Source organism: Cupriavidus sp. IK-TO18 (assembly GCF_015549295.1).
GTDB classification, from domain to species: Bacteria; Pseudomonadota; Gammaproteobacteria; order Burkholderiales; family Burkholderiaceae; genus Cupriavidus; species Cupriavidus oxalaticus_A.
The window spans coordinates 52,308-76,253 of sequence record NZ_JADGMP010000006.1 but is presented as its reverse complement, the minus strand read 5'-3'; the positions used below and the strand labels follow the sequence as shown (position 1 = coordinate 76,253).

The 23,946-nt window shown below is 68.8% G+C and carries 20 protein-coding genes; 10 read left to right on the top strand and 10 right to left on the bottom strand.

Annotated elements, in window-relative coordinates:
* The first annotated feature begins 204 nt into the window (after nucleotides 1–204).
* The gene (locus IPF36_RS04280; RefSeq protein ID WP_063241379.1) at nucleotides 205–663 is read left to right on the top strand and encodes an HU family DNA-binding protein; all 459 of its coding nucleotides are present in this window, start codon (nucleotides 205–207) and stop codon (nucleotides 661–663) included.
* 261 nt (nucleotides 664–924) lie between these two features.
* Here IPF36_RS04280 and IPF36_RS04275 read toward each other — a convergent pair whose 3' ends face one another.
* The 3 genes from IPF36_RS04275 to IPF36_RS04265 all read right to left on the bottom strand — a co-directional run bounded on the left by IPF36_RS04275 (nucleotide 925) and on the right by IPF36_RS04265 (nucleotide 3,871).
* A complete protein-coding gene (locus IPF36_RS04275) occupies nucleotides 925–1,293 on the bottom strand; it encodes a 5-carboxymethyl-2-hydroxymuconate Delta-isomerase (protein ID WP_133093198.1) in 369 nt (122 codons plus the stop codon).
* 152 nt (nucleotides 1,294–1,445) lie between these two features.
* Nucleotides 1,446–2,042, bottom strand: coding sequence for an HAD domain-containing protein (locus IPF36_RS04270; protein WP_135702580.1), 597 nt, complete (start codon nucleotides 2,040–2,042; stop codon nucleotides 1,446–1,448).
* A 209-nt stretch (nucleotides 2,043–2,251) separates the two neighbouring features.
* Nucleotides 2,252–3,871: a methyl-accepting chemotaxis protein gene (locus IPF36_RS04265; protein ID WP_195427385.1), complete on the bottom strand. Its 1,620-nt coding sequence runs from the start codon at nucleotides 3,869–3,871 to the stop codon at nucleotides 2,252–2,254.
* Nucleotides 3,872–4,129: 258 nt separating this feature from the next.
* Here IPF36_RS04265 and IPF36_RS04260 point away from each other — a divergent pair, with 258 nt between their 5' ends.
* On the top strand, nucleotides 4,130–5,968 hold the full coding sequence (locus IPF36_RS04260; RefSeq protein ID WP_195427384.1) for a phosphodiesterase: 1,839 nt from the start codon (nucleotides 4,130–4,132) through the stop codon (nucleotides 5,966–5,968).
* Here IPF36_RS04260 and IPF36_RS04255 read toward each other — a convergent pair.
* The gene (locus IPF36_RS04255; RefSeq protein WP_218959480.1) at nucleotides 5,965–6,732 is read right to left on the bottom strand and encodes a response regulator transcription factor; all 768 of its coding nucleotides are present in this window, start codon (nucleotides 6,730–6,732) and stop codon (nucleotides 5,965–5,967) included. The two genes, IPF36_RS04260 and IPF36_RS04255, sit on opposite strands and share 4 nt — an antisense overlap.
* 426 nt (nucleotides 6,733–7,158) lie before the next feature.
* Here IPF36_RS04255 and cls point away from each other — a divergent pair, with 426 nt between their 5' ends.
* From cls to IPF36_RS04240, 3 genes are all read left to right on the top strand, one after another.
* On the top strand, nucleotides 7,159–8,595 hold the full coding sequence (gene cls / locus IPF36_RS04250; protein ID WP_135702586.1) for a cardiolipin synthase: 1,437 nt from the start codon (nucleotides 7,159–7,161) through the stop codon (nucleotides 8,593–8,595).
* Nucleotides 8,596–8,707: 112 nt separating this feature from the next.
* The gene (locus IPF36_RS04245; protein WP_135702588.1) at nucleotides 8,708–9,352 is read left to right on the top strand and encodes a TetR/AcrR family transcriptional regulator; all 645 of its coding nucleotides are present in this window, start codon (nucleotides 8,708–8,710) and stop codon (nucleotides 9,350–9,352) included.
* A gap of 324 nt (nucleotides 9,353–9,676) precedes the next feature.
* Nucleotides 9,677–10,000, top strand: coding sequence for a hypothetical protein (locus IPF36_RS04240; protein WP_135702590.1), 324 nt, complete (start codon nucleotides 9,677–9,679; stop codon nucleotides 9,998–10,000).
* 195 nt (nucleotides 10,001–10,195) lie between these two features.
* Here the strand turns inward: IPF36_RS04240 and IPF36_RS04235 are convergent, their stop codons facing one another.
* On the bottom strand, nucleotides 10,196–10,621 hold the full coding sequence (locus tag IPF36_RS04235) for a hypothetical protein (protein ID WP_135702592.1): 426 nt from the start codon (nucleotides 10,619–10,621) through the stop codon (nucleotides 10,196–10,198).
* Nucleotides 10,622–10,854: 233 nt separating this feature from the next.
* Nucleotides 10,855–11,970: a site-specific integrase gene (locus tag IPF36_RS04230; RefSeq protein ID WP_195427383.1), complete on the bottom strand. Its 1,116-nt coding sequence runs from the start codon at nucleotides 11,968–11,970 to the stop codon at nucleotides 10,855–10,857.
* A 101-nt stretch (nucleotides 11,971–12,071) separates the two neighbouring features.
* Here IPF36_RS04230 and IPF36_RS04225 point away from each other — a divergent pair, with 101 nt between their 5' ends.
* Nucleotides 12,072–13,037, top strand: a complete 966-nt coding sequence (locus IPF36_RS04225) for a DNA-binding protein (protein WP_195427382.1) — start codon at nucleotides 12,072–12,074, stop codon at nucleotides 13,035–13,037.
* 14 nt (nucleotides 13,038–13,051) lie between these two features.
* Here IPF36_RS04225 and IPF36_RS04220 read toward each other — a convergent pair whose 3' ends face one another.
* Complete coding sequence (locus IPF36_RS04220; RefSeq protein ID WP_195427467.1) at nucleotides 13,052–14,632, bottom strand: fatty acid--CoA ligase; 1,581 nt, start codon at nucleotides 14,630–14,632, stop codon at nucleotides 13,052–13,054.
* Between the two features lie 199 nt (nucleotides 14,633–14,831).
* Between IPF36_RS04220 and IPF36_RS04215 the strand changes: the two genes are divergently transcribed.
* The 4 genes from IPF36_RS04215 to IPF36_RS04200 all read left to right on the top strand — a co-directional run bounded on the left by IPF36_RS04215 (nucleotide 14,832) and on the right by IPF36_RS04200 (nucleotide 22,826).
* Nucleotides 14,832–17,153: an ATP-dependent DNA helicase gene (locus IPF36_RS04215; RefSeq protein WP_195427381.1), complete on the top strand. Its 2,322-nt coding sequence runs from the start codon at nucleotides 14,832–14,834 to the stop codon at nucleotides 17,151–17,153.
* A 145-nt stretch (nucleotides 17,154–17,298) separates the two neighbouring features.
* Nucleotides 17,299–17,622 carry a thioredoxin family protein gene (locus tag IPF36_RS04210; RefSeq protein ID WP_133093187.1) on the top strand — a complete coding sequence of 108 codons (324 nt, stop codon included), beginning with the start codon at nucleotides 17,299–17,301 and terminating at the stop codon, nucleotides 17,620–17,622.
* A gap of 219 nt (nucleotides 17,623–17,841) precedes the next feature.
* Entirely contained in the window at nucleotides 17,842–18,975 is a 1,134-nt protein-coding gene (locus IPF36_RS04205) for an HD-GYP domain-containing protein (protein WP_135702604.1), read from the top strand.
* 5 nt (nucleotides 18,976–18,980) lie between these two features.
* Entirely contained in the window at nucleotides 18,981–22,826 is a 3,846-nt protein-coding gene (locus tag IPF36_RS04200; RefSeq protein ID WP_195427380.1) for a response regulator, read from the top strand.
* Nucleotides 22,827–22,842: 16 nt separating this feature from the next.
* Here IPF36_RS04200 and IPF36_RS04195 read toward each other — a convergent pair whose 3' ends face one another.
* The 3 genes from IPF36_RS04195 to IPF36_RS04185 all read right to left on the bottom strand — a co-directional run bounded on the left by IPF36_RS04195 (nucleotide 22,843) and on the right by IPF36_RS04185 (nucleotide 23,941).
* Entirely contained in the window at nucleotides 22,843–23,178 is a 336-nt protein-coding gene (locus tag IPF36_RS04195) for a cupin domain-containing protein (protein WP_133093184.1), read from the bottom strand.
* A 122-nt stretch (nucleotides 23,179–23,300) separates the two neighbouring features.
* Nucleotides 23,301–23,495, bottom strand: a complete 195-nt coding sequence (locus tag IPF36_RS04190) for a hypothetical protein (protein ID WP_135702608.1) — start codon at nucleotides 23,493–23,495, stop codon at nucleotides 23,301–23,303.
* Between the two features lie 104 nt (nucleotides 23,496–23,599).
* On the bottom strand, nucleotides 23,600–23,941 hold the full coding sequence (locus tag IPF36_RS04185) for a hypothetical protein (protein ID WP_135702610.1): 342 nt from the start codon (nucleotides 23,939–23,941) through the stop codon (nucleotides 23,600–23,602).
* Nucleotides 23,942–23,946 lie beyond the last annotated feature (5 nt).

The window sequence follows — 23,946 nt, the reverse complement described above, 5'->3', positions numbered from 1 at the left end:
CCCTCTTCGCGTTTTCACTGAGGCAAAGCTACGACAAAACCCGGGGTTTTCACGGGGTTTTGCGCTTCGCATGCACGAAAACCCCTTGACTTACGGTTGTTTCCGCTATGATTCAGTGGGCGCCGACAAGGCGTTTTGCGCAGCGCTGCTGAGCGATGCAAAACGATGAAGCCGGCATCCATCGTTCAACTTACGTATATCGATATGGCGACCAAAGCGAAACCGACCGCGAAGACTGCAACCAAGCCCGCTGCCAAGAAGGCCGCGGCAACCAAGGCACCCGTGAAGGCTGCCGCCAAGAAGGCCGCGCCGGCCAAGAAGGCTGCTTCCGCCGCTGCGCCCGTTGCGCGCCCGCTGAAGGACACCTTCAACAAGTCGAGCCTGGTCGCTCACCTGGTAGCCCAGACGGAACTGGAAGCCAAGACCGTGAAGACGGTCCTGGCCCATCTGGAAAACACCATCGTCAGCGCGCTGAACAAGAAGGGCGCTGGTGAATTCACGCTGCCGGGCCTGCTGAAGGTGACGGCACAGCAAGTCCCGGCCAAGAAGAAGCGCTTCGGCAAGGACCCGTTCACCGGTGAAGAGCGTTGGTTCCCGGCCAAGCCGGCCAGCGTCAAGGTGAAGGTGCGCCCGCTGAAGAAGCTGAAGGACGCCGCGGCCTGATCTGCGCCACAGCCTGTCCCAATGAAAAAGGAGCCGCTCGCGGCTCCTTTTTTCATGGCTGGGACAATGTGGGCCATTTAATCCAGGTCAATCCGCCAGCGCGGGCGTCCCCCTAGAATCCCAGACGTCATGGGTGCGGGGGCGCTCCCCATGACAGGCTTCGGCGTCTTCCCCGAAGCTGGTGCCCGCGGCCTGAGAGGGTCGCGGGTTTTTTGTTGGCCGGGAATTACTGGCCGGCGATTGCCGGCGCGTTGCCGTGGCTCAGCCAATGACCTGCTTGGCGAAGGTGGCGCGCTGCATCTCGCACACTTCCACCGATACCTGCACCGACTGGCCACCGTCCACGCCCGTGCGCACGGCGTCGGCGATCACGTCGCAGACGGCCTGGCCCAGCGCCTGGCGCACGGCAGTGTCGCGGCCATCGAGGATCGACAGGCGCGCATGGACGAACGCGCGTTCCGCGGCATCCACGCCCTGGCGGTAAGTCGACAGCGTGATGCAGCGCGACTTGATATCGGCCTCCTGGAACTGCCCCGATGCCAGCAGCGCGGCGTTGGCTTCGTCGAGCAACTCTTCCTGCGAGCAGTTCAGGCGGGTGTTTTCCGTGAGTTCGATGACGAGGTGGGGCATGGCGGTATCCTGGATGATCCTGGCGATGGGGCCGGCGGGAATGCCGGCGAGAGCGAGCATGATACGGGAACAAGCGGGGATCGCGCGCCACGTGGAATGCAACGGGGCGCCCGAAGGCGCCCCGCTTGGCTTGCCGCGAAGGTGGCTGCGGATCAGGCGTGGACGTACTCACGCATGACTTGCGCAGCCTGCTCCGTGGCGAAGCGCGCCGGGTTCTCGCGCGCCAGTTGCTGCAGCTGCTCCAGCTTGGCCTTCAGCCCGGCATCGAGCTTGGGCGCGGGCATCACCGTGGACGGGCAGGCCACCCCAAGGATGCTGAGCGCCTGCTGGAAGTTCTCAAGCGTCAGGCCGAGCGCCGGATCGACGCTGACCAAGTGATCGCGCATGGCTTCCGGCATGGACTCGGGCGCGGCGCATGACAGGATCGCGTAGTGGACGGGCGCCGCAGCCTGCGCAAAATAAGCGGCGATCTCTGCGCCGTGGCCGCCGGTGGCGGCCGGGGTCATGGCCTCGATCTGCAGGTCCAGCTGCTGCAGGATCGCCGCCGGCGTGCCGCGACGCCAGGCATCGGACACCACCACGCGCGCACCGGCGACACCGAACAGGCGGCGGACGAAGCCGAGCGCGATCGGGTCGAAGAACCTGACATCGCGCAGCGTGCCCGAATCCGGAATGCCGCCGAGGCGGGCGCGGGAGCGGTCGGAGTACAGGACGCCGGGCACGTCCAGCATGATCAGTCGTTCAGCCATGGTTTCCTGGGCGGATGCCAGTTCAGTTGGTGTGAGGCAAGATTACTAGGCAGCCAGCGCCCTGCACGTAACCGGCACCGCTTCAGTTGAAACAGTTCTGTAACTTTGTCGAGGAAGTCGTAAATGCCGGTTACTTCCCCATGTCAAATGTTTCGGACAGACACATCTGTCCGACGCATCGCCGATAACGGCGCGCGACAAAGGGCTGTTCAGAAGCGGAAACGCGCCACATCCTCGGCCAGAACCGCGGCCTGGTGATCGAGGCGCCCGGCCTGTCCGCCCAGCTCATCCACCAGCGCGGCGTTCTGCTGGGCGGTCTGGCGCAGCTGCGTGACGGATCCGGCAGCCGCCTGCACACTGGCGGCCTGCTGGTCGGCCAGCGTGCACAGGGTTCCGGCCAGCGCATGGCTGTGCTGGACCGCGGTGGCGATACGCTCCATGGCTGCCACCACGTCGCCGCTCAGGCGCGCGCCCAGGCCGATTTCATGCGTGGCCGTGCCGATGATGCCGCCGATCTCGCGCGCGGCATCGGCGCTGCGCTGGGCCAACGCGCGCACTTCCTGCGCGACCACGGCAAAGCCGCGCCCGGCCGCACCCGCGCGGGCGGCCTCGACGGCGGCGTTGAGCGCCAGGATATTGGTCTGGAACGCGATGCCCTCGATCACGCTGACAATCTCCGCGATATGGCGCGAGTGGCCGTGCAGCGCGTCCATGGCGCCGCGCATCTGCCGCACCACATCCGCGCCGGCATCGGTGGCGGTGCGCGCCTGGTTGGCCAGCAGGCTCGATTCGGTCGCCTGGGCGTGTGCGTCGGCAACGCGGCCCGCCAGCGCCTCCATGCTGGCACCCGCGGCATCGAGTGCGCTGGCCTGCAGCTGTGTGCGGGCCGACAAGGCGTGGTTGTCGGCGGCGATCTGCTGGCTGGCCGCGGCGATCTCCCGCGCGGAGCCATGAATGCGGGCCAGCACGCCGGCGAGCTGGTCGCGCATGCCCGCCACGTGGTGCAGCATGCTGCTGCGATCCGCGGGATGCAGCGCGATCGTGGCGGTCAGGTTGCCGGCGGCAATGCGCCGCGCAATCTCGGCCGCGTCGCGCGGCTCGCCGCCCAGCTCGGCCCGCAGGCTGCGCGCGGCGATCCACGCGAGCCCTGCCGCGGCCAGCAGGCTGGCGCCGAGCAGGGCCACCATCCACGCCTGCGCGCGCAGCTGGCTGCTGGCGACGCTTGCCACGGTGGCGGCGGCCTGCCGCTCCTGCCGCACGCGCACCGCCTCGATACGCTGGCTCAGTGCCTGCAATTGCTCGGTGACAAAGTGGCCCTCGACCGAGACCGCGCTGTCAAACTGGAGCGGATCGAGCGGCTGCTTGCGCAGCAGCGCGACATAGCCCTGCACCAGCTCGGCGGCGCGCTGCCGCGCCTCGAGCAGCGGTCCGGCCTGCGTGGCATTGGCCTGGCGCACGCCGGCCAGCGCCGTGTCGAGCCGCGCCAGCGCCTGGTCGATCTCGGCGGCGGCGGTGTCGCGCTCGGCGCCGCTGGTGGCCATGGTCAGCGCCAGCTGGGCGCGGCCGAGTGCGGCCAGCGCCGAATGCGCACGCTCGGCCGACATGGCGCCATGCATGTCCTGCTGGTAGAGGGTATCGGTGCGCGCCTTGATCGACACCAGGTTGGCGATACCGGTCAGCCCGACCGCGGCCCCGAACAGGTAGACCAGGGCAAAGGCGGCGCACAGGCGTGCGACCAGCGGCAGGCGGTTCAGGCGCGAGGCCGCCCGGCCCAGCGCGGCAAAAGCCGGGCGGCGGCCCGGCAGGCTTGACTTGATGACGTGCAACACGGAGATGACTCCTGACGGGCGCGCGTCCAGCCAACCGCAGCGGGCGGCAGCGCAGCCCGGGCTTGACCCGGTTTGCCGTCGCGCCTTCCTCGTGCGGGAGGGTCGCTGGCGGCGCACGGATGGTGAACGATCAATGTGACGAAACCGTGACATGACAAGCATGGGACTGTCATCGTGCTGTCATATCAATGTCATGCAATGTGGCCCGCCCTCAGGGCCGTGCTGCCCTGCCCATCTGTTCGCCTCCCGGATCGACTCATGCCCGGCCACGACGCCGCACAGCCACAGTTCCTCCTCATCCCGGGCGTACCGGCCGGGCCGGTGGTGCCACGCGCGCAGATCCCGCCGCTGCATGCGGTGTTCCAGCCGATCGTGCACGCCGGCAATGCCGAACTGCTCGGCTACGAAGCACTGGTCCGCGGCCCCGCGGGATCGCCTTACGCATTGCCGGAAGCCCTGTTCCGCCTGGCGCAGGGCGTGGAGAACACCATCGCGCTGGAAATCGAGGCGGCGCGCACCGCGCTGGCCGCCTGGCGCGGTTTGGAACTGCCGGGCAAGCTGTTCCTGAATTTCAGCCCGATGACGTTGCGGCATCTGCTGGCCGATCGAGAGCGCTTGTCGGGGGCATTGCTGCGCGCCGGTATCGCACCGTCGCGGCTGGTGATCGAGGTCACCGAGCAGACCCCGATCGGCGATGCCGCGAGCTTCGGCACGGCCATGTCGCTGCTGCGCGAGCTGGGCATGCAGTATGCGCTGGACGACTTCGGCTCCGGCCATGCCAACCTGGACCTGCTGGCGCAACTGTCGCCGCAGTTCGTCAAGATCGACAAGTCGCTGATACGCGGCATCGGCTCGTGCTCGCGGCGGCTGGAGATATTGCGTGCGGTGATGCGCATGATGAGCGCCTTTGGCGGGCGCGTCATTGCCGAGGGCATCGAGCATGAGGATGAGCTTGCGGTGGTGCGCGACCTCGGCGTGACCGGTGCGCAGGGCTACTACATCGGCAGGCCGTCGGCGCGCCCGGATACGCAGGTGGCACCGCAGGTGCTGCGCACGCTGGCGTCCCGGCATATCGCGGTGTTTCCGCAGGTGGTGCGCTCGGGCTGGTCCGGCATGACCGCCGGGCGGCTGTTGCGTCCGGCACCGACCGTGTCGCCCGCCGCCAGCAACGACGCGGTGCTGCGCATGTTCCAGAACCAGCCCGAGCTGGATGCCGTGGCGGTGGTCCATGACGATGGACGGCCGCTTGCCATCATCGGCCGCCAGGGCTTTATCGACCGCTACGCCGCGCCGTTCCACCGCGAGCTGTATGGCAAGAAGGCCTGCATTGCCATGGCCAACCGCGAGCCGGCCTGCTTTGAGCGCAGCGCGACGCTGGAGGAAATGGCGCAGATCCTGTCCGGAGAGAACACACGCTCGCTGGCCGATGGCTTCCTGATCACCGAGCAAGGCCGCTATATCGGGCTGGGCACCGGTGCCGACCTGATCCGCGCGATCACCGAAGTGCGCATGGAGGCGGCACGCTATGCCAATCCGCTGACGTTCCTGCCCGGCAATATCCCGCTCAACCAGCATATCGAGCGCCTGATCGACGCCGCCAGCGAGTTCCACGCGTGCTATGTCGACCTGAACCACTTCAAGCCGTTCAACGACAAGTACGGCTACTGGAAGGGCGACGAAATGCTCAAGGGCGCCGCCGCGATCCTGGCCGAGGCGTGCGACCCCGCGCGCGATTTCATTGGCCATGTCGGCGGCGACGACTTCCTGGTGCTGTTCCAGAGCAGCGACTGGCCGGCGCGGATGCGAGAGGCGATCCGGCGCTTCAACGATGCGGCACTCGCCATGTATGCGCCGGGGGATCGTGCCGCAGGCGGCATGCAGGGCGAAGACCGGCGCGGCCTGCCGGTGTTCTTTCCGCCGGTATCGATGGCGGCGGGCGTGGTGTGCGTCAGCGGGGAGGGCGTGGCTGCGCTGCAGCGCCTGGGCAGCCAGCATATCGGCGCCGCCGCGGCAGTCGCCAAGCGCGAGGCCAAGCGTTCGGCCACGGGCATGGCGGTGCTCGAGTTCCTGTCGCTGGCGCCAGCGCTGCAGGCCTAGCAACCAGAGGGCTTGCGCGCGGCCAGCTCACGACCTGTTACCGGCAGCCGCGGCAGGCTGCTTTCCTCCAGCACATCGAGGCGATAGCCATGGGCGTAGACGACGGTGACGATGATGCCGTTCTCGATGCCAAGCCGCAGCGTCTTGCGCAGCCGCGACATCAGGCCCGCCAGCGCCCGCGACAGCGGCGGCAGTTCATGGCGCCATACCGTCTGCTCGATGCGGCTGTTGGGCAGCACCCGGCCGGCGTTGGAAAACAGCAGCATGGCCAGGTCGAATTCCTTCGGCGTCATTTCGATGCGCTCGTCGCGCAGCGTGGCGAAGCGCCCGACGCTGTTGAGCTGGTACGGGCCGGCCCGCACCACCAACCCCTGGCGCAAACGCTCGCCGGTCACGCGGCGGCGCAGCGCGGCGATGCGCGCCAGCAGCACGCGGTGGCTGAGCGGACGGCACATGTAGTCGTCAGCACCGGCATCCAGCGCGTCGACCAGGCGGTCTTCGCTGCTGTCGCTGCCCAGTATCATGATCGGCACATCGCGCGAGCGTGCGCTGCGCACCGCGCGGATCACGTCGATGGCCGGGATGTCGGCGACTTCGTCGGGAACCAGCAGCATGTCGTAGGTCTGCTGCAGGGCGCTGTGGATCAGGTCGCGGCCCGCGTCGAAGACGCTGCAGCGAAAACCCGAGCGCACCAGCAGGTCGGGAACGTCCTGCAACTGGGGCGACCTGCCCAGCAGCAGCGCAATAGTGATCGGCGACGGCATACGAAGCGAGCGTGACGGGGTGTGAGAACGGCAGGAAGGAGGCGGCTATCGGACAGCGTTGAACGGGATCGGAACCGAAGCGCGGCGCATGCCAGGCTGCGAATGACGGAGCACCTTGCGGCCTCAAAGGGTAAAAAGCCTGATGCCGTGGATCAATCGGACCTTTCCGAACAGTTCGCCGTTTTTGCCCTTTTTGTTCCGGCGCGGTAAGGGGCAGCCAATGATGGCCTGGGGGGAGCGAGAGCGCAGAAGTTGTCCACAGATCCTGTGGACAACGGGCCTGCACCATGCCTGGCGGCCGCATGGCACCGTCATCCCGTCGGCGTGCCAAAAAAGAAGGCAGGCGTGCGACGCGGCATCAACATCCGGCCCGCGGTGTGCCAAAATAGCGCGCATCGTGTTCCGGTCCGGGGACTCAAGCCACCGATGCTGCAGAGCCCGAGTGTCATCGCCTTCATCCTCCTGGCCTTTCACGTCGTCGGCGTGATGGCGGCGCTGCACGCCGTCATGACGGTGCGCACCGCGCCTGGCGCGATCGCCTGGGCGGGGTCGCTGGTGATGATGCCGTACTTCACGCTGGTCCCGTACCTGATCTTCGGGCGCAGCACCTTTGCCGGCTATGTCGATGCGCGGCGCTTCAATGACGACCGGCTGCGCGAGATCCGCCACGGCATGACCCCGCGCGAACGCGAGGCCCGCAGCGCCTGCGTGGTGCACGCGCCGACGCAACTCTGCATGCGCGCGCTGCCGCGGCTGACCGGCATGCCATGCCTGGCCAACAACGACGTGCGCCTGCTGGTCAACGGCACGCAGACCTTCGATGCCATCTTTGCCGCGATCGCCCAGGCCCGGCAGGTGTTGATCGTGCAGTTCTTCATCGTCCACGACGATGCGCTGGGCCGGCGCCTGCAGGCGCTGCTGTGCGAGCGCGCGCGGGCCGGCGTCGAGGTCTACTTCCTGTTCGACAGCATCGGCTGCCATGCGCTGCCGCGCCGCTACGTGCGCACGCTGCTCGAGGCGGGCGTCGATGCGCGGCCGTTTTCCACGCATCGCGGCTTCGTCAACCGCTTCCAGCTCAACTTCCGCAACCATCGCAAGCTGGTCGTCGTGGACGGGCGCGAGGCGTTTATCGGTGGCCACAATGTCGGCGTGGAATACCTGGGAGAGCGTCCGCCGCTGGCGCCGTGGCGCGACACCCATATCGCATTGCGCGGCAGTGCCGTGCTGGACCTGCAGATGTCCTTTGCCGAAGACTGGTACTGGGCCGCGCGCGAAGTCCCGCATCTGCTGATGCCGCCACCCGAGGTGGGCGGCCGCATGACCTGCCAGGTGGTGCCAACCGGTCCCGCGGACTCGCAGGAAACGTGTTCGCTGTTCTTTGTCGAGGCGATCCAGTCGGCGCGGCACCGGCTGTGGATCACGTCGCCGTATTTCGTGCCGGATGAGGCGGTGTTCGCCGTGCTGCGGCTGGCGGTGCTGCGCGGCGTCGATGTCCGCATCCTGATACCGGCGCGTCCCGATCACCTGGTCGTCTACGCCGCGTCGACCATCTATGCATATCAGGCAGTCGCCGCCGGAATAAAGCTGTATCGCTACCAGCCGGGCTTCCTGCACCAGAAGGTGATTCTGATCGACGATGAAGCCGCCGCGGTGGGCACGGCAAACCTCGACAACCGTTCGTTCCGGCTCAACTTCGAGCTGATGGTGATGACGGCGGACAAGGGCTTCGCTGCCGACGTGGCGGCCATGCTGGAAACCGATTTTGCCAACGCCAGACGGGTCGGGCTGGAAGAGTTCCTGGGCGCGCCCGCGCCGCTGCGCGTGGCCATGCACGTGGCCAAGTTGTTCGCCCCCATCCTCTGATTCCGGCTGCGGATGCCGGCCTGCGGCAAGCCGGTGGCGCTTTGCTTGTGTACACTGTTCACTATAAGCGCCTACAGATAATGAACCGAATCCAGCATCACAGGGGAACCGCATGAAGCCGGCCGTCCCCGCGCCGCCGGCGCGCGCCACTTACCGCCATGGCGACCTGCGCCGAGCCTTGCTTGACGCCGGCATCGACCTGGCCCGCGAAGGCGGCCCCGACGCCATCGTGCTGCGCGAAGCCACGCGCCGCGCCGGCGTCGTTCCCAATGCGGCGTACCGGCACTTTGCCAGCCGGCAGGACCTGCTGCAGGCGGTGCGGGCGTCGGCCTTGTCGTCGCTGGCGATCGCCATGGAGGCCGAGATCGGCGGACTGCGCCCGGGCCGTGGCGCGGCTGCCCATGCGCGCGCATGCCTGCGCGCGGTCGGCACGGGGTACCTTCGCTTCGCGCTGGCGGAAACCGGCCTGTTCCGCACGGCATTCTCCGTGCCAGATGAAGTCGAGGATGACGCCGATCCCGCTAAGGCGGGCAACAGCGGACTCAATCCGTTCCAGCTTCTTGGCGCCGCGCTCGACAAGCTGGTGGAGGCCGGTGCCTTACCACCCGAGCGGCGGCCCGGCGCCGAGTACCTGGCCTGGTCCGCCGTGCACGGCCTGGCGATCCTGCTGATCGACGGCCCGTTACGCAGCCGCGCGCGCGAAATGGCGGAGCCGCTCGGGCAACGGTTGCTGGAAATGGTCGAGAAGGGCCTGTAAGCCCGCGTCGCGGCCAAAAAAATTGCCACGATGGCGGGGACCATCGTGGCAGTGAAAGGAACCAGGAAGGGGGGCAACCTGGCTCTGTCGGGGCACCCGCGGGCCGGGTGCAAGGGCAATGTAATACGGGCTTTCTCATGCGAATATCGGACAATTCCTAAATATGTCCCTGAATTGTCGTTACTCGCATTGTGCTGGGCGCAGTGCTTGCCAAGTCATCGCAAATCGCGGGCCGGGCGCCGGTGCAAGCCGGTTGAATTGCATGCCAGCCGCTGCGGTCTAACCCTGTGCCCGCAATCCAGGCTGGCGATGCAAGGAGGACCTATGCGTTACGGTTATGGAGTGTTGCTTGCGGCGGCGCTGGTCAGCGGGTGCGTGGCCTATCCCTACCCCTATGCCGGCGACGACTACCTGGCCTATCCCGCATACCCGGTCAGCTCGCCGTACTACAGCGGCTACCCGGTCACGCCCGGCTACCCCTATTACGGCCCCGGATATGGCAGCTACTACGGCAGCTTTGCATTTATCTATGGCGGCGGTCACGGCTGGAAGCACGGACACCATGGACACCACGGCTGGCATGGCGGCGGCGGTCGTGGCAGAGGCGGCTGGGCCGCTGGCGGACGTGGCGGAGGCAGGGGCCGGTGACAGATGTCCGGCAAGGATGGCTGCGGGGATGACCAGGGCGCACGGCTCCCGGCCATCCCGTTTGAAGACGAGGGGCGCTACCGCCGGGCGCCTGACGCTGTGTCCGGACCAGACGCTACGGCAGCCAGGCAGCTAAGGCAGCTAAGGCAGCTAAGGCAGCTAAGGCAGCTAAGGCAGCTAAGGCAGCTAAGGCAGCTAAGGCAGCTGCCGCAACTGGCCGATCACGGACATCAGGCGCCCGTGCGCCACGATCACGCCCGACTCATCCTGCAATGCTTCCTGGTAGCGCTTGCGAAAACCCGGATCGGCGCCGTCGCTGAAGAGCTTTTCGGCAGCGCGCGCCACGGCGCGGCAGGTGTCGTCGTGATGTTCCCTCGATTCAAGTTCCTCATCGACCTCGATGATCAGCCGCGACAGCGGATCGAGCCAGCGAAAGAAGTTGTCCTCCGTGACCAGCTGGACAAACAGTCCGGCAGGGATCGGGCCGTTCAGCCTTTCGTACTGGCTGCGGTCGTAGCCGATGACTTCCTTGTGAACTTGCAGCAAGGCCGCCCGCAAGGCTTGCAGCCCCGAGCGGCGAGTTTCCTGGGTGGCGAGGAATTGTTCATTGGGCATGCCCATCTCCGTGTTTCCACTGGTATGGCCCGGCAGCCGGCTCGGTCGCTCCGGCACGCTTGCGGCGCACATCGCGGGCTTGTCCGGGCGGGTCGCCATCACGTGGCCCGGATCTCAGGGTGCTGCCGGCCATCGCATCTGGCATTGCCGGCGCGCCTGCCAGTATAGGCACCGGGCGCATCCCGGGCCAGCGCACGGGGATAGCGAAATACCCGCATTTGCGGCGCGTTCTGCGCCCGCTAGCCGTTTTTCTCTTCCGCTTCCCCGAGCAGGTCCGCCGCGCGCGAGCGCTGCATGTCCGCCGCGCGGAAATAACGCACCACCGTGGCGACGCTGGCGTGGCCTGTCATTGCCATGGTCTCGGCCAGCGGCACCTGTTGCGATGCCGCTTCGGTGACGAAACCCGCGCGCAGCGAATGCGCTGAGTAGTCGCCCTCCAGTCCCGCCTGTGCGCAGCGCGCCTTGACGATGCGGCTCACGGCAGCGTCGGACAATCCGTCGGACAGCCCTTCACCCACATGGCCCCCGCGCCGGATGCGCCGGAACAGCGGTCCGCTCGCAATGCCCGATGCGGCCAGCCATGCCTCCAGCGCCTGCCCCGCTGCACCGCTCACGGGCTTGGCGGCATCGGCATGATCGCGGCCTGACTGGTTGGTCTTGGACCAGCCCAGCACGTAGACAAATTCACCCGGTGCGATGCGCGTCAGGTTCTCCACCGTCGCGCGCGCGACCTCGGAACGGCGGCGGCCGCCGCTGGCCCATGCGAACAGCAGTAGCGCGCGGTCGCGCATGCCGCGCAGCGAGTCGTCGCAGGTGGCGAGCAGCCGCAGCAGCGGGTCGCGCGTCAGCGCGGCCTTGCGCGCCTGGCGTTGTCCGCGGCGCGCATAGGCGCGCCGGATGCCGGACATCAGCTCGCGCACCGACGCGTCGGCACACGGATTGGGCAACTGCTGCAAGCGGTGGGCCTTGGCGAGCACAGCAAGCCGGTGCGTCAGCGTGGACAGCGCGGGCGCGCCGGGTCGTGCCTTGTATCCATCAGCGACCAGCGCCTGGTCGATCGCCGGGGGCAGCTCGCAAACAGGCCCGTGCGGCGTCTGCCGCGTAGCGTGGTCGACGATGAACTGAACCACGACGGCAGGAGCAAGCGGAAGGCGGGCCGGCTGGCGGTAACGCAACCCGTGCCAGGCAGCCCAGTAGCGCAGGGCTGAGCGGTAGCTCGCCACGGTGTTGGGCGACTCGCCTTCGCGGCGAAGCGCGTCTGCGGCCTGCTCGGCGAGGGGATCCAGTTCAGACGGGCGAAGCGGCGCCGGGAGTTCGACATCGGAGGCAAGCTGGGATGGGTTGGCTGATATCATAATAAATATGACGTATGCTGTATCATATCATACAGAGACAACGAATAGCGCTCGATAAGTCTCCATTATCGAACCTTATTTTGGCTTTCCCGGACCTGACCATGGAAACACTCCGCTCCCGAGGCATCACCCGCGACGACGTCTGGGCTGCCGCCGACAGCCTGCTCAAGGCAGGCCAGCGTCCGACCATCGAACGCATCCGCTTGCATCTGGGCCGCGGTTCGCCCAACACGGTCAGTCCGCACCTCGACGCCTGGTTTGCCGCGCTCGGCGGGCGATTGGAGGATCCGCAAGGCTTCGCGCCCAAGCCGGGTTGCCCCGAACCCGTCACTGAAGCGGCGCGCTACCTGTGGGAAGCCGCGTTGCAGGTCGCCCGGGCGCAGGCGGAAGCCGCGCTGGCCCAGCGGGAAACGGCGCTGGCCGAGGCGCAGGCGACATTGGCCAGGGAACGGGAAATGCTGGAGCAGGAGCGGCTGGTCATGCAGGCGCGGCTGGACGGTGCTGAAGCGGCCATGGCGGAAATGACGCGCGCGCGGGACGAGACGCTGGAGCGCGGCGCGCAGGCCGAAGCCCGCGCTACCGCCTTGCAGCAGCAGGTCGAGACGCTGCGCGCCGAGGCGGGCGCCGCGCTGGAGGCCCGGGTCTCGTTGCAGCGTGAATTCGCCGCGGAACGCGCCGCGTGGGACCAGGAGCGCGAAACCATGACCGCCCGCGCCACGGCCAGCGAACGCCGGCTGGCGCTGGAACTGGATGCGGCCCGCGTGGCGGGCAAGGATGCGCAGAAGTTGCTGGAAACAGAGCGCAAGGCCGCGCTGGAGCGGCTTGCGCACGCTGCCGAAGCGGCTTCACGCCAGGGCAGCGAAATGACGCGCCTGAGCCAGTCGATTGCCGTACTGGAGGAACGCGTCCGACAGCGCGAGGCGATGCTTGCCGAATATCGCGAACAGAAGAAGGAGGCAGCCAGCGCGGGCGTGGCCGCCGTGGGCCGGCGTGGGCGCCCGGCCCGGGGCACATTGGCCGGCGGCGCCAGCGGCCTGCTGCGTATCCGCGCGGTGCCGGGCGGCTGAGCTGCGGCGCAGCGCTACGCCGCCTGCGCGCCGGCGCGCAGCATGTGCTTCTGGATCTTGCCGCTGGTGGTCTTGGGCAGCGCGTCCAGGAAGTGATAGCGGCGCGGCCGCTTGTAAGCGGCCAGCCGGTCGCCCTGCAGCAGGAAGGCATCTAGCTGCTCGGCACTGACCGGCGCATCGCCGCGCGCCACCACGTACGCACCCACCACCTGGCCCCAGGTCGGGTCGGGCTCGCCGAGTACCGCGACTTCCAGCACCGCCGGGTGCTCGATCAGCGCGTCCTCGACTTCGCGCGGATACACGTTCTCCGCGCCGGAGTTGATCATGTAGTCGATGCGGTCGCGGATCCACAGGTAGCCGTCGGCGTCGAGGCTGCCGAGGTCGCCGGTGTGGTACCAGCCATGTGCCAGCGCCCGCGCATTGGCGTCGGGCCGGTTCAGGTAGCCCTGCATCATGCAGGCGCCGCGCACCAGCACCTCGCCGACTTCGCCGGGCGCGCACGGTTGCGCGGGATCGGTCGGCGCGCCATCGTCGCGCAGTTTCGCCACCACCAGGTCATGGCCGAGCGCGGGCAGGCCCGCCGAGCCGGCACGGGTCAGCTGTTCGTGCGGGTAGAGCACTGACATGCACGGCCCCATCTCGGTGGTGCCATACACCTGTACCAGGCCGGCGCCGATCTTGCGGTCCCATTCGCGGATCAGGTGCGGCGCCATCGAGGCGCCGCCGTATTCGACCAGCCGCAGCGACGAGAGGTCGCGCGTTTCCGCCCCGGGGTGGTTCAGCAGCATGCCGACCATGGTCGGTGCGGCGAAGAAGTGGGTCACGCGCTCGCTTTCCACCAGTTGCCAGGCCTCGCCCGCATCGAAGCGGCGCTGCAGCACCTGCGTGGCACCGACCTGCAGCCGCGGCAGGAAGCTGGTGTGCAGCTCGGCGGTATGGTTCAGCGGCGCCACCGACAGGCCCACGTCTTCGCGCGACAGCGTCATGGCCTGGTGCATGATCGCGTTGTGCTGGAGCTTGCTGCGATGGGTGTGCACCACGCCCTTGGGGCGGCCCGTGGTGCCGCTGGTGTACATCAGGATGCAGGGGTCGTCCTCGTGGACGTCGGCCGCTGGCAGCGTGGCCGGCTGGCCGGCGGCGAGCGTGTCGAGGCGGTGCGTGGCAAGAGCCGGAGCCGGGTCCGCGTCGGCATAGATGCGCAGCGCGGTGCCGGGGGCCAGTTCCGTCGCCTTTTCCACGACGGCGGCGCCTTCCTGCTCGAACAGCACCGCCCTGGCAGCCCCGTCGTTCAGGATGTAGGCCAGTTCCTGCGCCGCCAGCCGGTAGTTGACGGGGTTGAACACCGCACCCAGCCGCGCCGTGGCCAGCAGCGTGAAGACGAAGGCCGGCGTGTTGTAGAGGAAGGCGGCCACGACGTCGCCCTTGCCGATGCCCAGCGCCTGCAGTCCGTGGGCGTGGCGGTTGACCTCGGCATCGAACTCCGCATACGACCAGGACCGCCGCGCGGCGCCGATGCCGCTGACCAGCGCGGTCTTGCGGGGCAGGTAGCGTGCCGGCCAGGAAAGGGTATCGCCAAGGGTGAGGCCGCGGTTCAAGGTCATGCTCCAGTCGTGTGCCGGCCGCCGGGTAAAACAGGCCAGCCGATATTCTTGTGTGAGCCGGAGACTATAGGGCGCAGTACGGGGCACATGGAAATAACGATTTGCTCTTTCCTTATGCCCGCCGTTGCCGCGCAGAGCCTGAGAATCGGTCCTGATACTGTATATTCATACAGTCTCAAGCCGTTCCACCCCAGTGTCCGTCGATACACCCGCCGCCCCCGTTCCGGTCCCAGCCCCAGAGCAGGCCCCTGCCTACGTCGTCGCCGTGCGCGCGTTGTGCGATTTCACCGCCAAGGCGGGCGACCTCGACCTGCGCTTCGTGCCGACGCCAACCGCGCAGGAGGGCGTCGCCGGCCATGCGCTGGTGACCGGCAGGCGCGGACCGGGCTACCAGGCGGAAGTGCCGCTGTTCGCGGATTTCGGCCCCTTGCATGTCCGCGGCCGGGCCGATGGTTATGATCCGCACGCCAACCGCCTGGAAGAAATCAAGACCGTGCGCGGCGAGGCCGCCGTGCCGGACAACCACCGCCACCTGCACTGGGCGCAGGCAAAGATCTATGGCTGCCTGATGTGCCGCAAGCTTGGGCTACCCGGGATCGACGTGGCCGTGGTCTATTTCGACATCGTGGGGCAGCGCGAGCACCCGGTGGTGCAGCACTTCAGCGCGGACGATCTCGATGCGTTCTTCGTCCAGACCTGCGAACGCTTTTTGCAATGGGCACAAGCCGAACTGGCACACCGGCAGGCCCGCGATGCTGCGCTGACACAGCTGGCCTTCCCGCATCCGGCATTCCGCACCGGCCAGCGCGAGCTGGCGCAGGCCGTCTACAACGCCAACCGCGCCGGGCGCACCCTGCTGGCCCAGGCGCCGACAGGCATCGGCAAGTCGATCGGCACACTGTTCCCGCTGCTCAAGGCGATGCCGGGGCAGGCTATCGACAAGGCGTTCTTCCTGTCGGCGCGCTCCACCGGCCGCGGCGTCGCCTTGCACGCGGCGCAGGCGCTGCGCAGCCACGGCGCGCAGCCGCTGCGGGTGATCGAACTGGTGGCGCGCGACAAGGCCTGCGAGCATCCGGAGCTGGCCTGCCACGGCGAATCCTGCCCGCTCGCGCGCGGCTTCTATGATCGCCTGCCCGCCGCGCGCGAAGCCGCCCGCGAGGTGCCGGTGCGCGACCGTGCCGCTGTGCGCACGCTGGCGCTGGCGCATGGCATCTGCCCCTACTACCTGGCCCAGGAACTGGTGCGCTGGAGCGATGTGGTGGTGGCGGACTACAACTATTACTTCGACCGCAGCGCGCTGCTGTACGCGCTGACCGTCGCCAACGGCTGGCGCGCGGGCGTGCTGGTCGACGAGGCGCACAACCTGGTCGAGCGCGGCCGCGCCATGTACACCGCCGAGCTGGATCCGCAGGCGCTGCGCGACGCCCGGCGCGGCGCGCCCGCGGCGGTGGCCAGGCCGCTGGCCCGGCTGGCGCGACACTGGGGCGCACTGGCGCGGCAAGCCGACGTTGCCTATGAAGTCTTGCCGGAAGTGCCCGCGCCCCTGCTGCGCGCGCTCGATGATTGCTGCGCGGCAGTGCTGGCGCACATGACCGAGCAGCCCGCGTCGGTCGACCCGGCGTTGCAGCGGTTCTATTTCGATGCCTTGCATTTCGGCCGGCTGGCGGAGCAGCTCGATGCGAATTCGCTGTTCGATATCCAGCGGCCAACCGCCGCCGCAAAGGCCGGACGCGGCAACCATGCGCTCCTGTGCCTGCGCAATGTCATCCCTGCGCCGTTCCTGCGGCCGCGCTTTGCCGCGGCGCATTCCGTCACGCTGTTCTCGGCCACGCTGGACCCGGCCGCCTACTACCTTGATACGCTGGGTTTGCCCGCCGACTGCGCGCGCGTGGCGGTGCCGTCGCCATTCCGGGCGGAACAACTGTCGGTACGCATCGCCAGCCGGATTTCGACCCGCTATGCGCGGCGCGGCCAGTCGCTGCCGGCCATTGCCGCGCTGATGGCGGACCAGTTCCGCGCGCGCCGCGGCAACTACCTCGCGTTCTTCAGCAGCCACGAATACCTGCAGCAGGCCGTGTCGAACTTCACGCAGGCGCATCCCGACATTCCGCACTGGGTCCAGTCGCGCGGCATGGACGAAGCGGCGCAGGCCGCTTTCCTGTCAGCCTTTGTCGCGGGCGGCGCAGGCATCGGCTTTGCGGTGCTGGGCGGCGCCTTTGCCGAGGGCGTGGACCTGCCCGGCGAGCGCCTGATCGGCGCCTTCGTCGCCACGCTGGGGCTGCCGCAGTTCAACGCCGTCAACGAGCAGTTCCGCGCGCGCATGCAGACGGCCTTCGGCCAGGGCTACGACTATGCCTATCTCTATCCGGGCTTGCGCAAGGTGGTGCAGGCCGCGGGCAGGGTGATCCGCACGCAGCAGGACGAAGGCGTGGTCTACCTGATCGACGACCGCTTTGCCGCGCCGGAGGTGCGCCGGCTGCTGCCGGAATGGTGGCAAATCGGCCCGGCGGCGTAGAAATTACACGGCGCGCGGGCTTGGCCTGGCCCTTGCCGACCGCTTGCCGGCCTTGCCGGGGCGGTGCGGATCTGGCACGAATCCGGCAGCAATGCGACCATGCGTGCCGACCGCAAACCGTCGTCATCGAATCAAGGACCCGACCATGCCCATGACCCAGCATTACGCGGCCACCGAGCCGCCCCGTACCGAAGTGGATGCGCTGAACGGCGGCACCGTGCTCGAATTCGGCGCTCCATGGTGCGGCTACTGCCAGCGCGCGCAACCGGCGCTCGCCGAAGCGTTCGCGGTGCATCCCGCGCTGCGCCATATCAAGGTCGAGGACGGCAGCGGACGCCCGCTCGGCCGCTCGTTCCGCATCAAGCTGTGGCCGACTCTGGTGTTCCTGCGCGACGGGCAGGAAGTGGCCAGGCTGGTAAGGCCGACCGAGGCGGATCCGATCCGGGAGGCCATGCGGCGCATCAGTTGATCATGTCGGGTAGCTAATACTTAACATTGCGGCAATTTTCTGCCAGCGCAGGGCGCTCAACCCTGCTTTGGGAGGGGACAAGCCGGAGCATTTCTGCCGTTTGTGCAGAAGTCGCCTCCGCGCAATGGCCCTGCTGGCTGTGCGGGGCGGCCAGCCCGGCAACGGCCCGCGCGCCCGGCGCGCACGAAACAAGACGGTCTCAACCGCCAATTTCGACAGATGAGCGCCCTAAGCACCGACCGGCGGCCGACAGTCCTGGTCGTCGACGACGTTCCCGAAAACATTGCGGCCATGGTCGCGCTGCTGCAGGACCCATACCGCGTCAAGGTGGCGACCCGGGCGGCCACCGCGCTGCAACTGGCGCGCGAAGCGCCACCCGACCTGATCCTGATGGATGTGTCGATGCCTGGCATGGACGGCTACGAGGCATGCCGCCAGCTCAAGGCCGATGCGCGCACCGCGTGCGTGCCGGTGATCTTCCTGACCGCACGGGCCGAGGCCCATGACGAGGCGCTCGGCTTCGAGGTCGGCGCGGTCGACTACATCATGAAGCCGGTCAGCGCGCCGGTGGCGCGCGCGCGCATTGCCAGCCAGCTGGCGCTCAAGCAGGCGCACGATTTCCTGCGCGACCGCTCGGCCTGGCTCGAGGCCGAGGTGCAGCGCCGCACGCGCGAGATCGAGCAGATCGAGGACGCCACCATCATCGCGCTGGCGGCGCTGGCCGAGACCCGCGATAACGAGACCGGCAACCATATCCGCCGCACCCAGCACTATGTGCGCGCACTGGCGCGCAAGCTGCAGCACGAGCCGCATTTCGCCGGCAGGCTCGACGACAAGGCCATCGACCTGATGTTCAAGTCCGCGCCGCTGCACGATATCGGCAAGGTCGGCATCCCCGACCGCATCCTGCTCAAGCCCGGCAAGCTCACCGCGGAAGAATTCGAGGTCATGAAGACCCATACCACGCTGGGCCGCGATGCCATTGCCGATGCCGAGGCGCAGTGCGGCACCACCAGCTCCTTCCTGCGCTACGCGCGCGAGATCGCGCATCACCACCACGAGAAATGGGACGGCAGCGGCTATCCCGACGGCCTGGCCGGCGAAGCGATCCCGCTGTCGGCGCGGCTGATGGCGGTAGCCGATGTCTATGACGCGCTGATCTCGCGCCGCGTCTACAAGCCCGCGTTTGCGCACGATGACGCGGTGCGCATCATCGGCGAGGGCCGCGGCCGCCATTTCGACCCGCGCGTGATCGACGCCTTCCTGGCGATCACCGGCGAATTCCATGCGATCGCGCTGGAATATGCCGATCCGTCCGGCGCCGAGCCGGTGCCGGCCCCCGCGCAGGGCTGACCGGCATGCCATCGCTGCGCATGGCACTGCGCCGCCGCGCCGGCGTGCGGCCGTTCGGCCCGCTGCTCGCCTATGCCGCGCTGCTGGCGGTGGCGGTATGGCTGCTCGCGCTCGGTGCAGCGTCGGTGGTGCGCGAGAACGAGCAGGCCAGCGTGGGCGCGCGCCTGGGCGCCACCGTCAACACCACCGCGCGGCTGCTGGAGGTCTGGGCGGGCGAGCAGCGCCGCCGCGCCGTGTCGATCGCCGCAATGGACCACACCGTGCGGCTGGCGCTGCCGCTGCTGGCCAGCCATGGCGGCGCCACCCCGGCGCAGGCTGCCGAATTTGCCCGCTGGATCGCGCCGCTGATGCGTTCGCACGGCTATATCGGCTTTGCGCTGGTGAACGCGGACGACCGCATCGTGGCCTCCGAACTGGCCGACCGCACCGGCCAGCTGCTGTTGCCCGAGTCCGCCCGCACCGCGCAGCGTGCGCGCCACGACGGCGCCGCGGTGTCCGCGCCGTATCCCGGCCCGCAGCCGATCCCCAATGCCAGCGGTCGTGCCGGCGTCCCGACATTCCAGGTGGTATGCGCGCGGCTGTCGGATCTTGCCGGACAGGATGCCAGGCGCGCGGCCGGCACCCTGTGCCTGCGCATCGACCCGCATGTGGTCATGCTGCAGATCGTCATGGCGGCGCGCTATGGCCGCAGCGGCGACCTGTACATGATCGACGGCCAGGGCCGCCTGGTGTCGCCCGCGCGCTTCGATGAAGAACTGGCCGCGCAGGGGCTGCTGGCGCCCGGCATGGCGTCGATGTTCCATACCGTGGCGCGGATTCCCGCGGCTGACGGCAACGGCACCTACCGCCTGCCGCCGGGAGCGCCGCTGACCCGGCTGGCGCAGCAGGTGCTGTCGCACCAGACCCTGCAGCTTGCCTTCGGCTACCGCGACTACCGCGGCCGGCGCGTGGCCGGCGCCGGGCTGTGGGTGCCGGCGCTGGCGAGCGGGCTGATCGTCGAGCAGGACATGGAGGAGGCCTTCCATTCGTACTTGTCGACCCGCACCGTGGTCATCGGCATGGCACTGGCGATCCTCCTGCTGATCGGCCTGGCCGCGTGGGCGCTGCGCCGCGGCCAGCTGCGCCTGGCGCACAGCGAGGAGCGGCTGCGCGCCATGCTCGACCATTCGCCCGCCATCATGCACCTGAAGGACCGCAACCACGCCTTCCTGGCGCTGAACCCGGCCACGCAGGCATTGATCGGACAGCCCGAGCGCGCGGCGCTAGGCCGCACCGACCGCGAATTGCCGGCGATGCCCGATGGCACGCAGGAGCGCTGGGATATCGAAGAGCGGGTGATGGCGAGCGGGCAGGCGGAGGAACACATCTACACGATGCAGGCGGCGGAGGGCGCGCGCGAACTGCAGGTGATGCGCTTCCCGGTGCGCAATCCGGCCACCAACGAAGTGGTCGGCGTGGGTTCGGTCGGCATCGACATCACCAGCCAGGTGCGGGCGCATCGCGAGCTGAAGGAGCTGTCGCAGACGCTGGAGCACAAGGTGTCCGAGCGCACCCGCGAACTCGCCATCGCCAACGCCGAGCTGGCCGAGGCCAAGCACGCCGCGGAATCGGCGGCGCAGGCCAAGGCCAGCTTCCTGGCCAACATGAGCCATGAGATCCGCACGCCGATGAACGCGGTGATCGGCATGGCCCATCTGGCGCTGGGCACGCAGCTCGATCCCAGGCAGCGCGACTATGTCGGGAAGATCGAGCGCTCGGGCCAGCACCTGCTTGGCATCCTCAACGACATCCTCGACCTGTCCAAGATCGAGGCCGGCAAGCTGGAAGTGGAAGAGATCGACTTCTCGCTGGAGCGCGTGCTGCGCACCGTGGGCGACCTCGTGTCGGAGCGGGCCGCGGCAAAGCAGCTCGAGCTGATCGTCGAGGTCGCCCCCGACGTGCCCGACGCGCTGCGCGGCGATCCGCTGCGCATCCGCCAGGTGCTGATCAATTTCACCACCAACGCGGTCAAGTTCACCGAGCGCGGCGAGATCGTGGTGCGCGTGGTGCGCGTGGCGCCCTGTGCCGGCGACGGCGACAGCAATGGCGACGGCAACCCGCCGCGGGTGCGGCTGCATTTCGCGGTGCGCGACACCGGCGTCGGCATCGCGCCCGCGGCGATCGGGCGGTTGTTCCGGAACTTCGAGCAGGCCGACAGCTCGACCACGCGCCGTTACGGCGGCAGCGGCCTGGGCCTGGCGATCAGCCAGCGGCTGGTGCATCTGATGGGGGGCACGCTGGGCGCGGACAGCACGCCTGGCGAGGGCAGCACGTTCTGGTTCGAGCTGTCGCTGCGGCCGGGCAGCCAGCGCGCCCCGGCGCTGCTGGTGCGGCCAGAACTGGCCGGACGCCGCCTGCTGGTGGTCGACGACCACGGCTACGCGCGCCAGGTCATCGCCGCGATGCTGCGCCGCTTCGGCTTCCGCGCCGACCAGGCCGCCTCGGGCGAAGCGGCGCTGGCGGCGATCCAGGCCGCGGATGCCGAGGGCGATCCTTACAACGCCGCCTTTATCGACTGGCGCATGCCCGGCCTGGACGGCATCGAGACCGCGCGCCGGCTGGCCAGGCTGGCGCTGCGCGGGCCGCGCCCGCGGCCGCTGATGGTGACGGCCAACGGCAGCGAGGCGGTGTTGCGCGCCGGCGAGCAGGGCGGCTTCGACGCGCTGCTGCTCAAGCCGGTCAGCCCGTCGGTGCTGTTCGATGCCACGCTGCGGGTGCTCGCCGCCGAACCCGGCATGCCGCCGCCGGCCGAGCCGGAGCGCGCGGCGCCCGGCCCGGGCTGGTCGCTGCCGCAGCGGCGCGTGCTGCTGGTCGAGGACAACGAAATCAATCGCGAGGTCGCGGTACACCTGCTGCAGCAGGCCGGCATTACGCCGGACACCGCCGGCAACGGGCGGGCCGCACTCGAGCGGCTGGCCACGCATGCGTATGACCTGGTGCTGATGGACATGCAGATGCCGGTGATGGACGGCGTCGAGGCCACGCGGCGAATTCGCGCCGATGCGCGGCTTGCCGCGCTGCCGGTGGTCGCCATGACTGCCAACGCCTTGCCCGAGGACCGCGAACGCTGCCTGGCGGCCGGCATGGACGACCATATCGCCAAGCCGATCAGCCCGCCGGTGTTCTTTGCCACCGTGCATCGCTGGCTGACCCGCGACGGCGAGGTGCCGGCCGTGGCGCCGAAGTGGCCGGCATGGCTTGGCGCGCTCGCCGCGACGGGTGTGCTGGATATCGGGGATGCGCTCGAGCGCGCCGGCGGGCAGCCGGAGACTTACCGGGGTCTGCTGGCGCGGCTGCGCGACCGATACGCCGATGCCGGCACGCAGCTCACGAAGCTCACGCATGGCCATACCGGCGAAGCCGCGCAGCTTGTGCACGAGCTGGCCGGCGTGGCGGGCAACCTGGGCGCGATGGCAGTGTCGCGCGCCGCCGCGGCGTTGGAAAGCACGCTGCGCGACGGCGGCGGTGATGAGGGCGGCGTCGCGCTGCAGGCTGCCGCGTTGCAAGCGGCGATGTCGGATCTCCTGGCGGCACTGCGCCTGCACCTGCCGGATGTAACGCCTGCGCCGCCATCCACGGTCCAGCCTTCCGCCGGATCCGCTGCGCGGGCGCTGATCCGGCTGCGGCGGCAGCTGCGCGAAGGCGCCAGCGAAGCCGGATCGACCCTCGCCGCGCAGCGCGCCGCACTGGACGCGGTGGTGCCTGCCGGCATGCTGGCCGAACTGGAAGGCGCGATCGGAGCGTACGACTACGCCACTGCGCTCGCGATCCTCGACGACGTGCTGCCCGTCACGGCATCTGGCCAGGGCTGATACCCGGCCCAGGCCGTCAGCGGCCGGCCGGCAGCACCATCGTCACCAGCACCGATGCATCGGTGTCGGCGGTCAGGTCATAGCGCACGCACGGGCCGACGTAGAGCAGGTCGCCCTGGCGCAGTCCGCGTTCGGCGCCGTCCACGCGCAGGCGGACTTCGCCTTCCAGGCACTGCACCGTCATCGGGCCGTCCACCGCATGGGGCGGCACATGCTTGCCCGCCTTCAGCACCAGCCGCATCACTTCAAGCGGGCCTTCCTTGAACAGGGCTTGGGTGACAGTCTGGTCCAGGCGCGTGCCCAGGGGCAGCACGCTGGCGATCTGTCCGGAAGCTAGGTGAGGGAGGGACATGCGCGGCTCCTCGCTGAAGTGGGGTCGTGGGGTCGTGTGCTATGTGCGTTGTCAGGCGCTGCTGGCTTTTGCCGCCAGCACGCCTTTCCAATCTAGCACCGGAGCGCGCGCCTCAGTAGCGTTCAGCGTGCCGCAGTCGGCGAAGCCGGGGCCGCCGATGCGGGCGCCGCGTGGGCGTTTTGTGCGCACGGAATCGCATGGCGGGCGCGTGCTTCGGCGCGGGCGCGCTCGATCACGGACCAGTCCGGGCCCGCGCTGGCGGGCAGGGATGCGGCAAGGGCGCCAAGGGCGAGCATGGCGATCAGGATGGCTTTCATGGGGATGTCGTCGAAGCGAGTGGGAGGCTTGGGGGGCTGGCCGAAAAGGTCCTTCCGGCCAGCAGTGCCGCCACGGCGAGCGCCGCGGCGGACGGAAGCAAGTTTCAGGCGGCGTGTGCCGGCGGCGCCGAGACGCCGGTGCGGTCCATGCCCGCCAGGTCCATGCCGGCGGCCGGCTGGTTGGCGCCGTCGGTGAACGGGTCGCGCCTGCCGTTGACATGCGCGCCGTCGGTGAACGGATCGCGCTTGCCGTTGACGTGCGCACCCTCGGTGAAGGGATCGCGCTTGCCGTTGTGCTGCAGGTTGTAGCCGTAGCGGGCGGCTTCGTCGGTGCCGTGGTCGCTCAGGCCTTGCGCTGCGGCCGGGCCGCAGGCGAGCATGCCGGCGCCGAGGGCGGCGATGGAGAGTGTCGTGGCAAGGAGGGCTTTGAGATCGTTGTTATGCATGTCTG

Excerpts from the sequence above, each read along its gene's own strand:
- IPF36_RS04280 (WP_063241379.1), top strand. The coding sequence starts at position 205 with ATGGCGACCAAAGCGAAACCGACCGCGAAGACTGCAACCAAGCCCGCT.
- IPF36_RS04275 (WP_133093198.1), bottom strand. The coding sequence starts at position 1,293 with ATGCCCCACCTCGTCATCGAACTCACGGAAAACACCCGCCTGAACTGC.
- IPF36_RS04270 (WP_135702580.1), bottom strand. The coding sequence starts at position 2,042 with ATGGCTGAACGACTGATCATGCTGGACGTGCCCGGCGTCCTGTACTCC.
- IPF36_RS04260 (WP_195427384.1), top strand. The coding sequence starts at position 4,130 with ATGCCCGGCCACGACGCCGCACAGCCACAGTTCCTCCTCATCCCGGGC.
- IPF36_RS04255 (WP_218959480.1), bottom strand. The coding sequence starts at position 6,732 with ATGCCGTCGCCGATCACTATTGCGCTGCTGCTGGGCAGGTCGCCCCAG.
- cls (WP_135702586.1), top strand. The coding sequence starts at position 7,159 with ATGCTGCAGAGCCCGAGTGTCATCGCCTTCATCCTCCTGGCCTTTCAC.
- IPF36_RS04245 (WP_135702588.1), top strand. The coding sequence starts at position 8,708 with ATGAAGCCGGCCGTCCCCGCGCCGCCGGCGCGCGCCACTTACCGCCAT.
- IPF36_RS04240 (WP_135702590.1), top strand. The coding sequence starts at position 9,677 with ATGCGTTACGGTTATGGAGTGTTGCTTGCGGCGGCGCTGGTCAGCGGG.
- IPF36_RS04235 (WP_135702592.1), bottom strand. The coding sequence starts at position 10,621 with ATGGGCATGCCCAATGAACAATTCCTCGCCACCCAGGAAACTCGCCGC.
- IPF36_RS04230 (WP_195427383.1), bottom strand. The coding sequence starts at position 11,970 with ATGATATCAGCCAACCCATCCCAGCTTGCCTCCGATGTCGAACTCCCG.
- IPF36_RS04225 (WP_195427382.1), top strand. The coding sequence starts at position 12,072 with ATGGAAACACTCCGCTCCCGAGGCATCACCCGCGACGACGTCTGGGCT.
- IPF36_RS04210 (WP_133093187.1), top strand. The coding sequence starts at position 17,299 with ATGCCCATGACCCAGCATTACGCGGCCACCGAGCCGCCCCGTACCGAA.
- IPF36_RS04205 (WP_135702604.1), top strand. The coding sequence starts at position 17,842 with ATGAGCGCCCTAAGCACCGACCGGCGGCCGACAGTCCTGGTCGTCGAC.
- IPF36_RS04200 (WP_195427380.1), top strand. The coding sequence starts at position 18,981 with ATGCCATCGCTGCGCATGGCACTGCGCCGCCGCGCCGGCGTGCGGCCG.
- IPF36_RS04195 (WP_133093184.1), bottom strand. The coding sequence starts at position 23,178 with ATGTCCCTCCCTCACCTAGCTTCCGGACAGATCGCCAGCGTGCTGCCC.
- IPF36_RS04190 (WP_135702608.1), bottom strand. The coding sequence starts at position 23,495 with ATGAAAGCCATCCTGATCGCCATGCTCGCCCTTGGCGCCCTTGCCGCA.
- IPF36_RS04185 (WP_135702610.1), bottom strand. The coding sequence starts at position 23,941 with ATGCATAACAACGATCTCAAAGCCCTCCTTGCCACGACACTCTCCATC.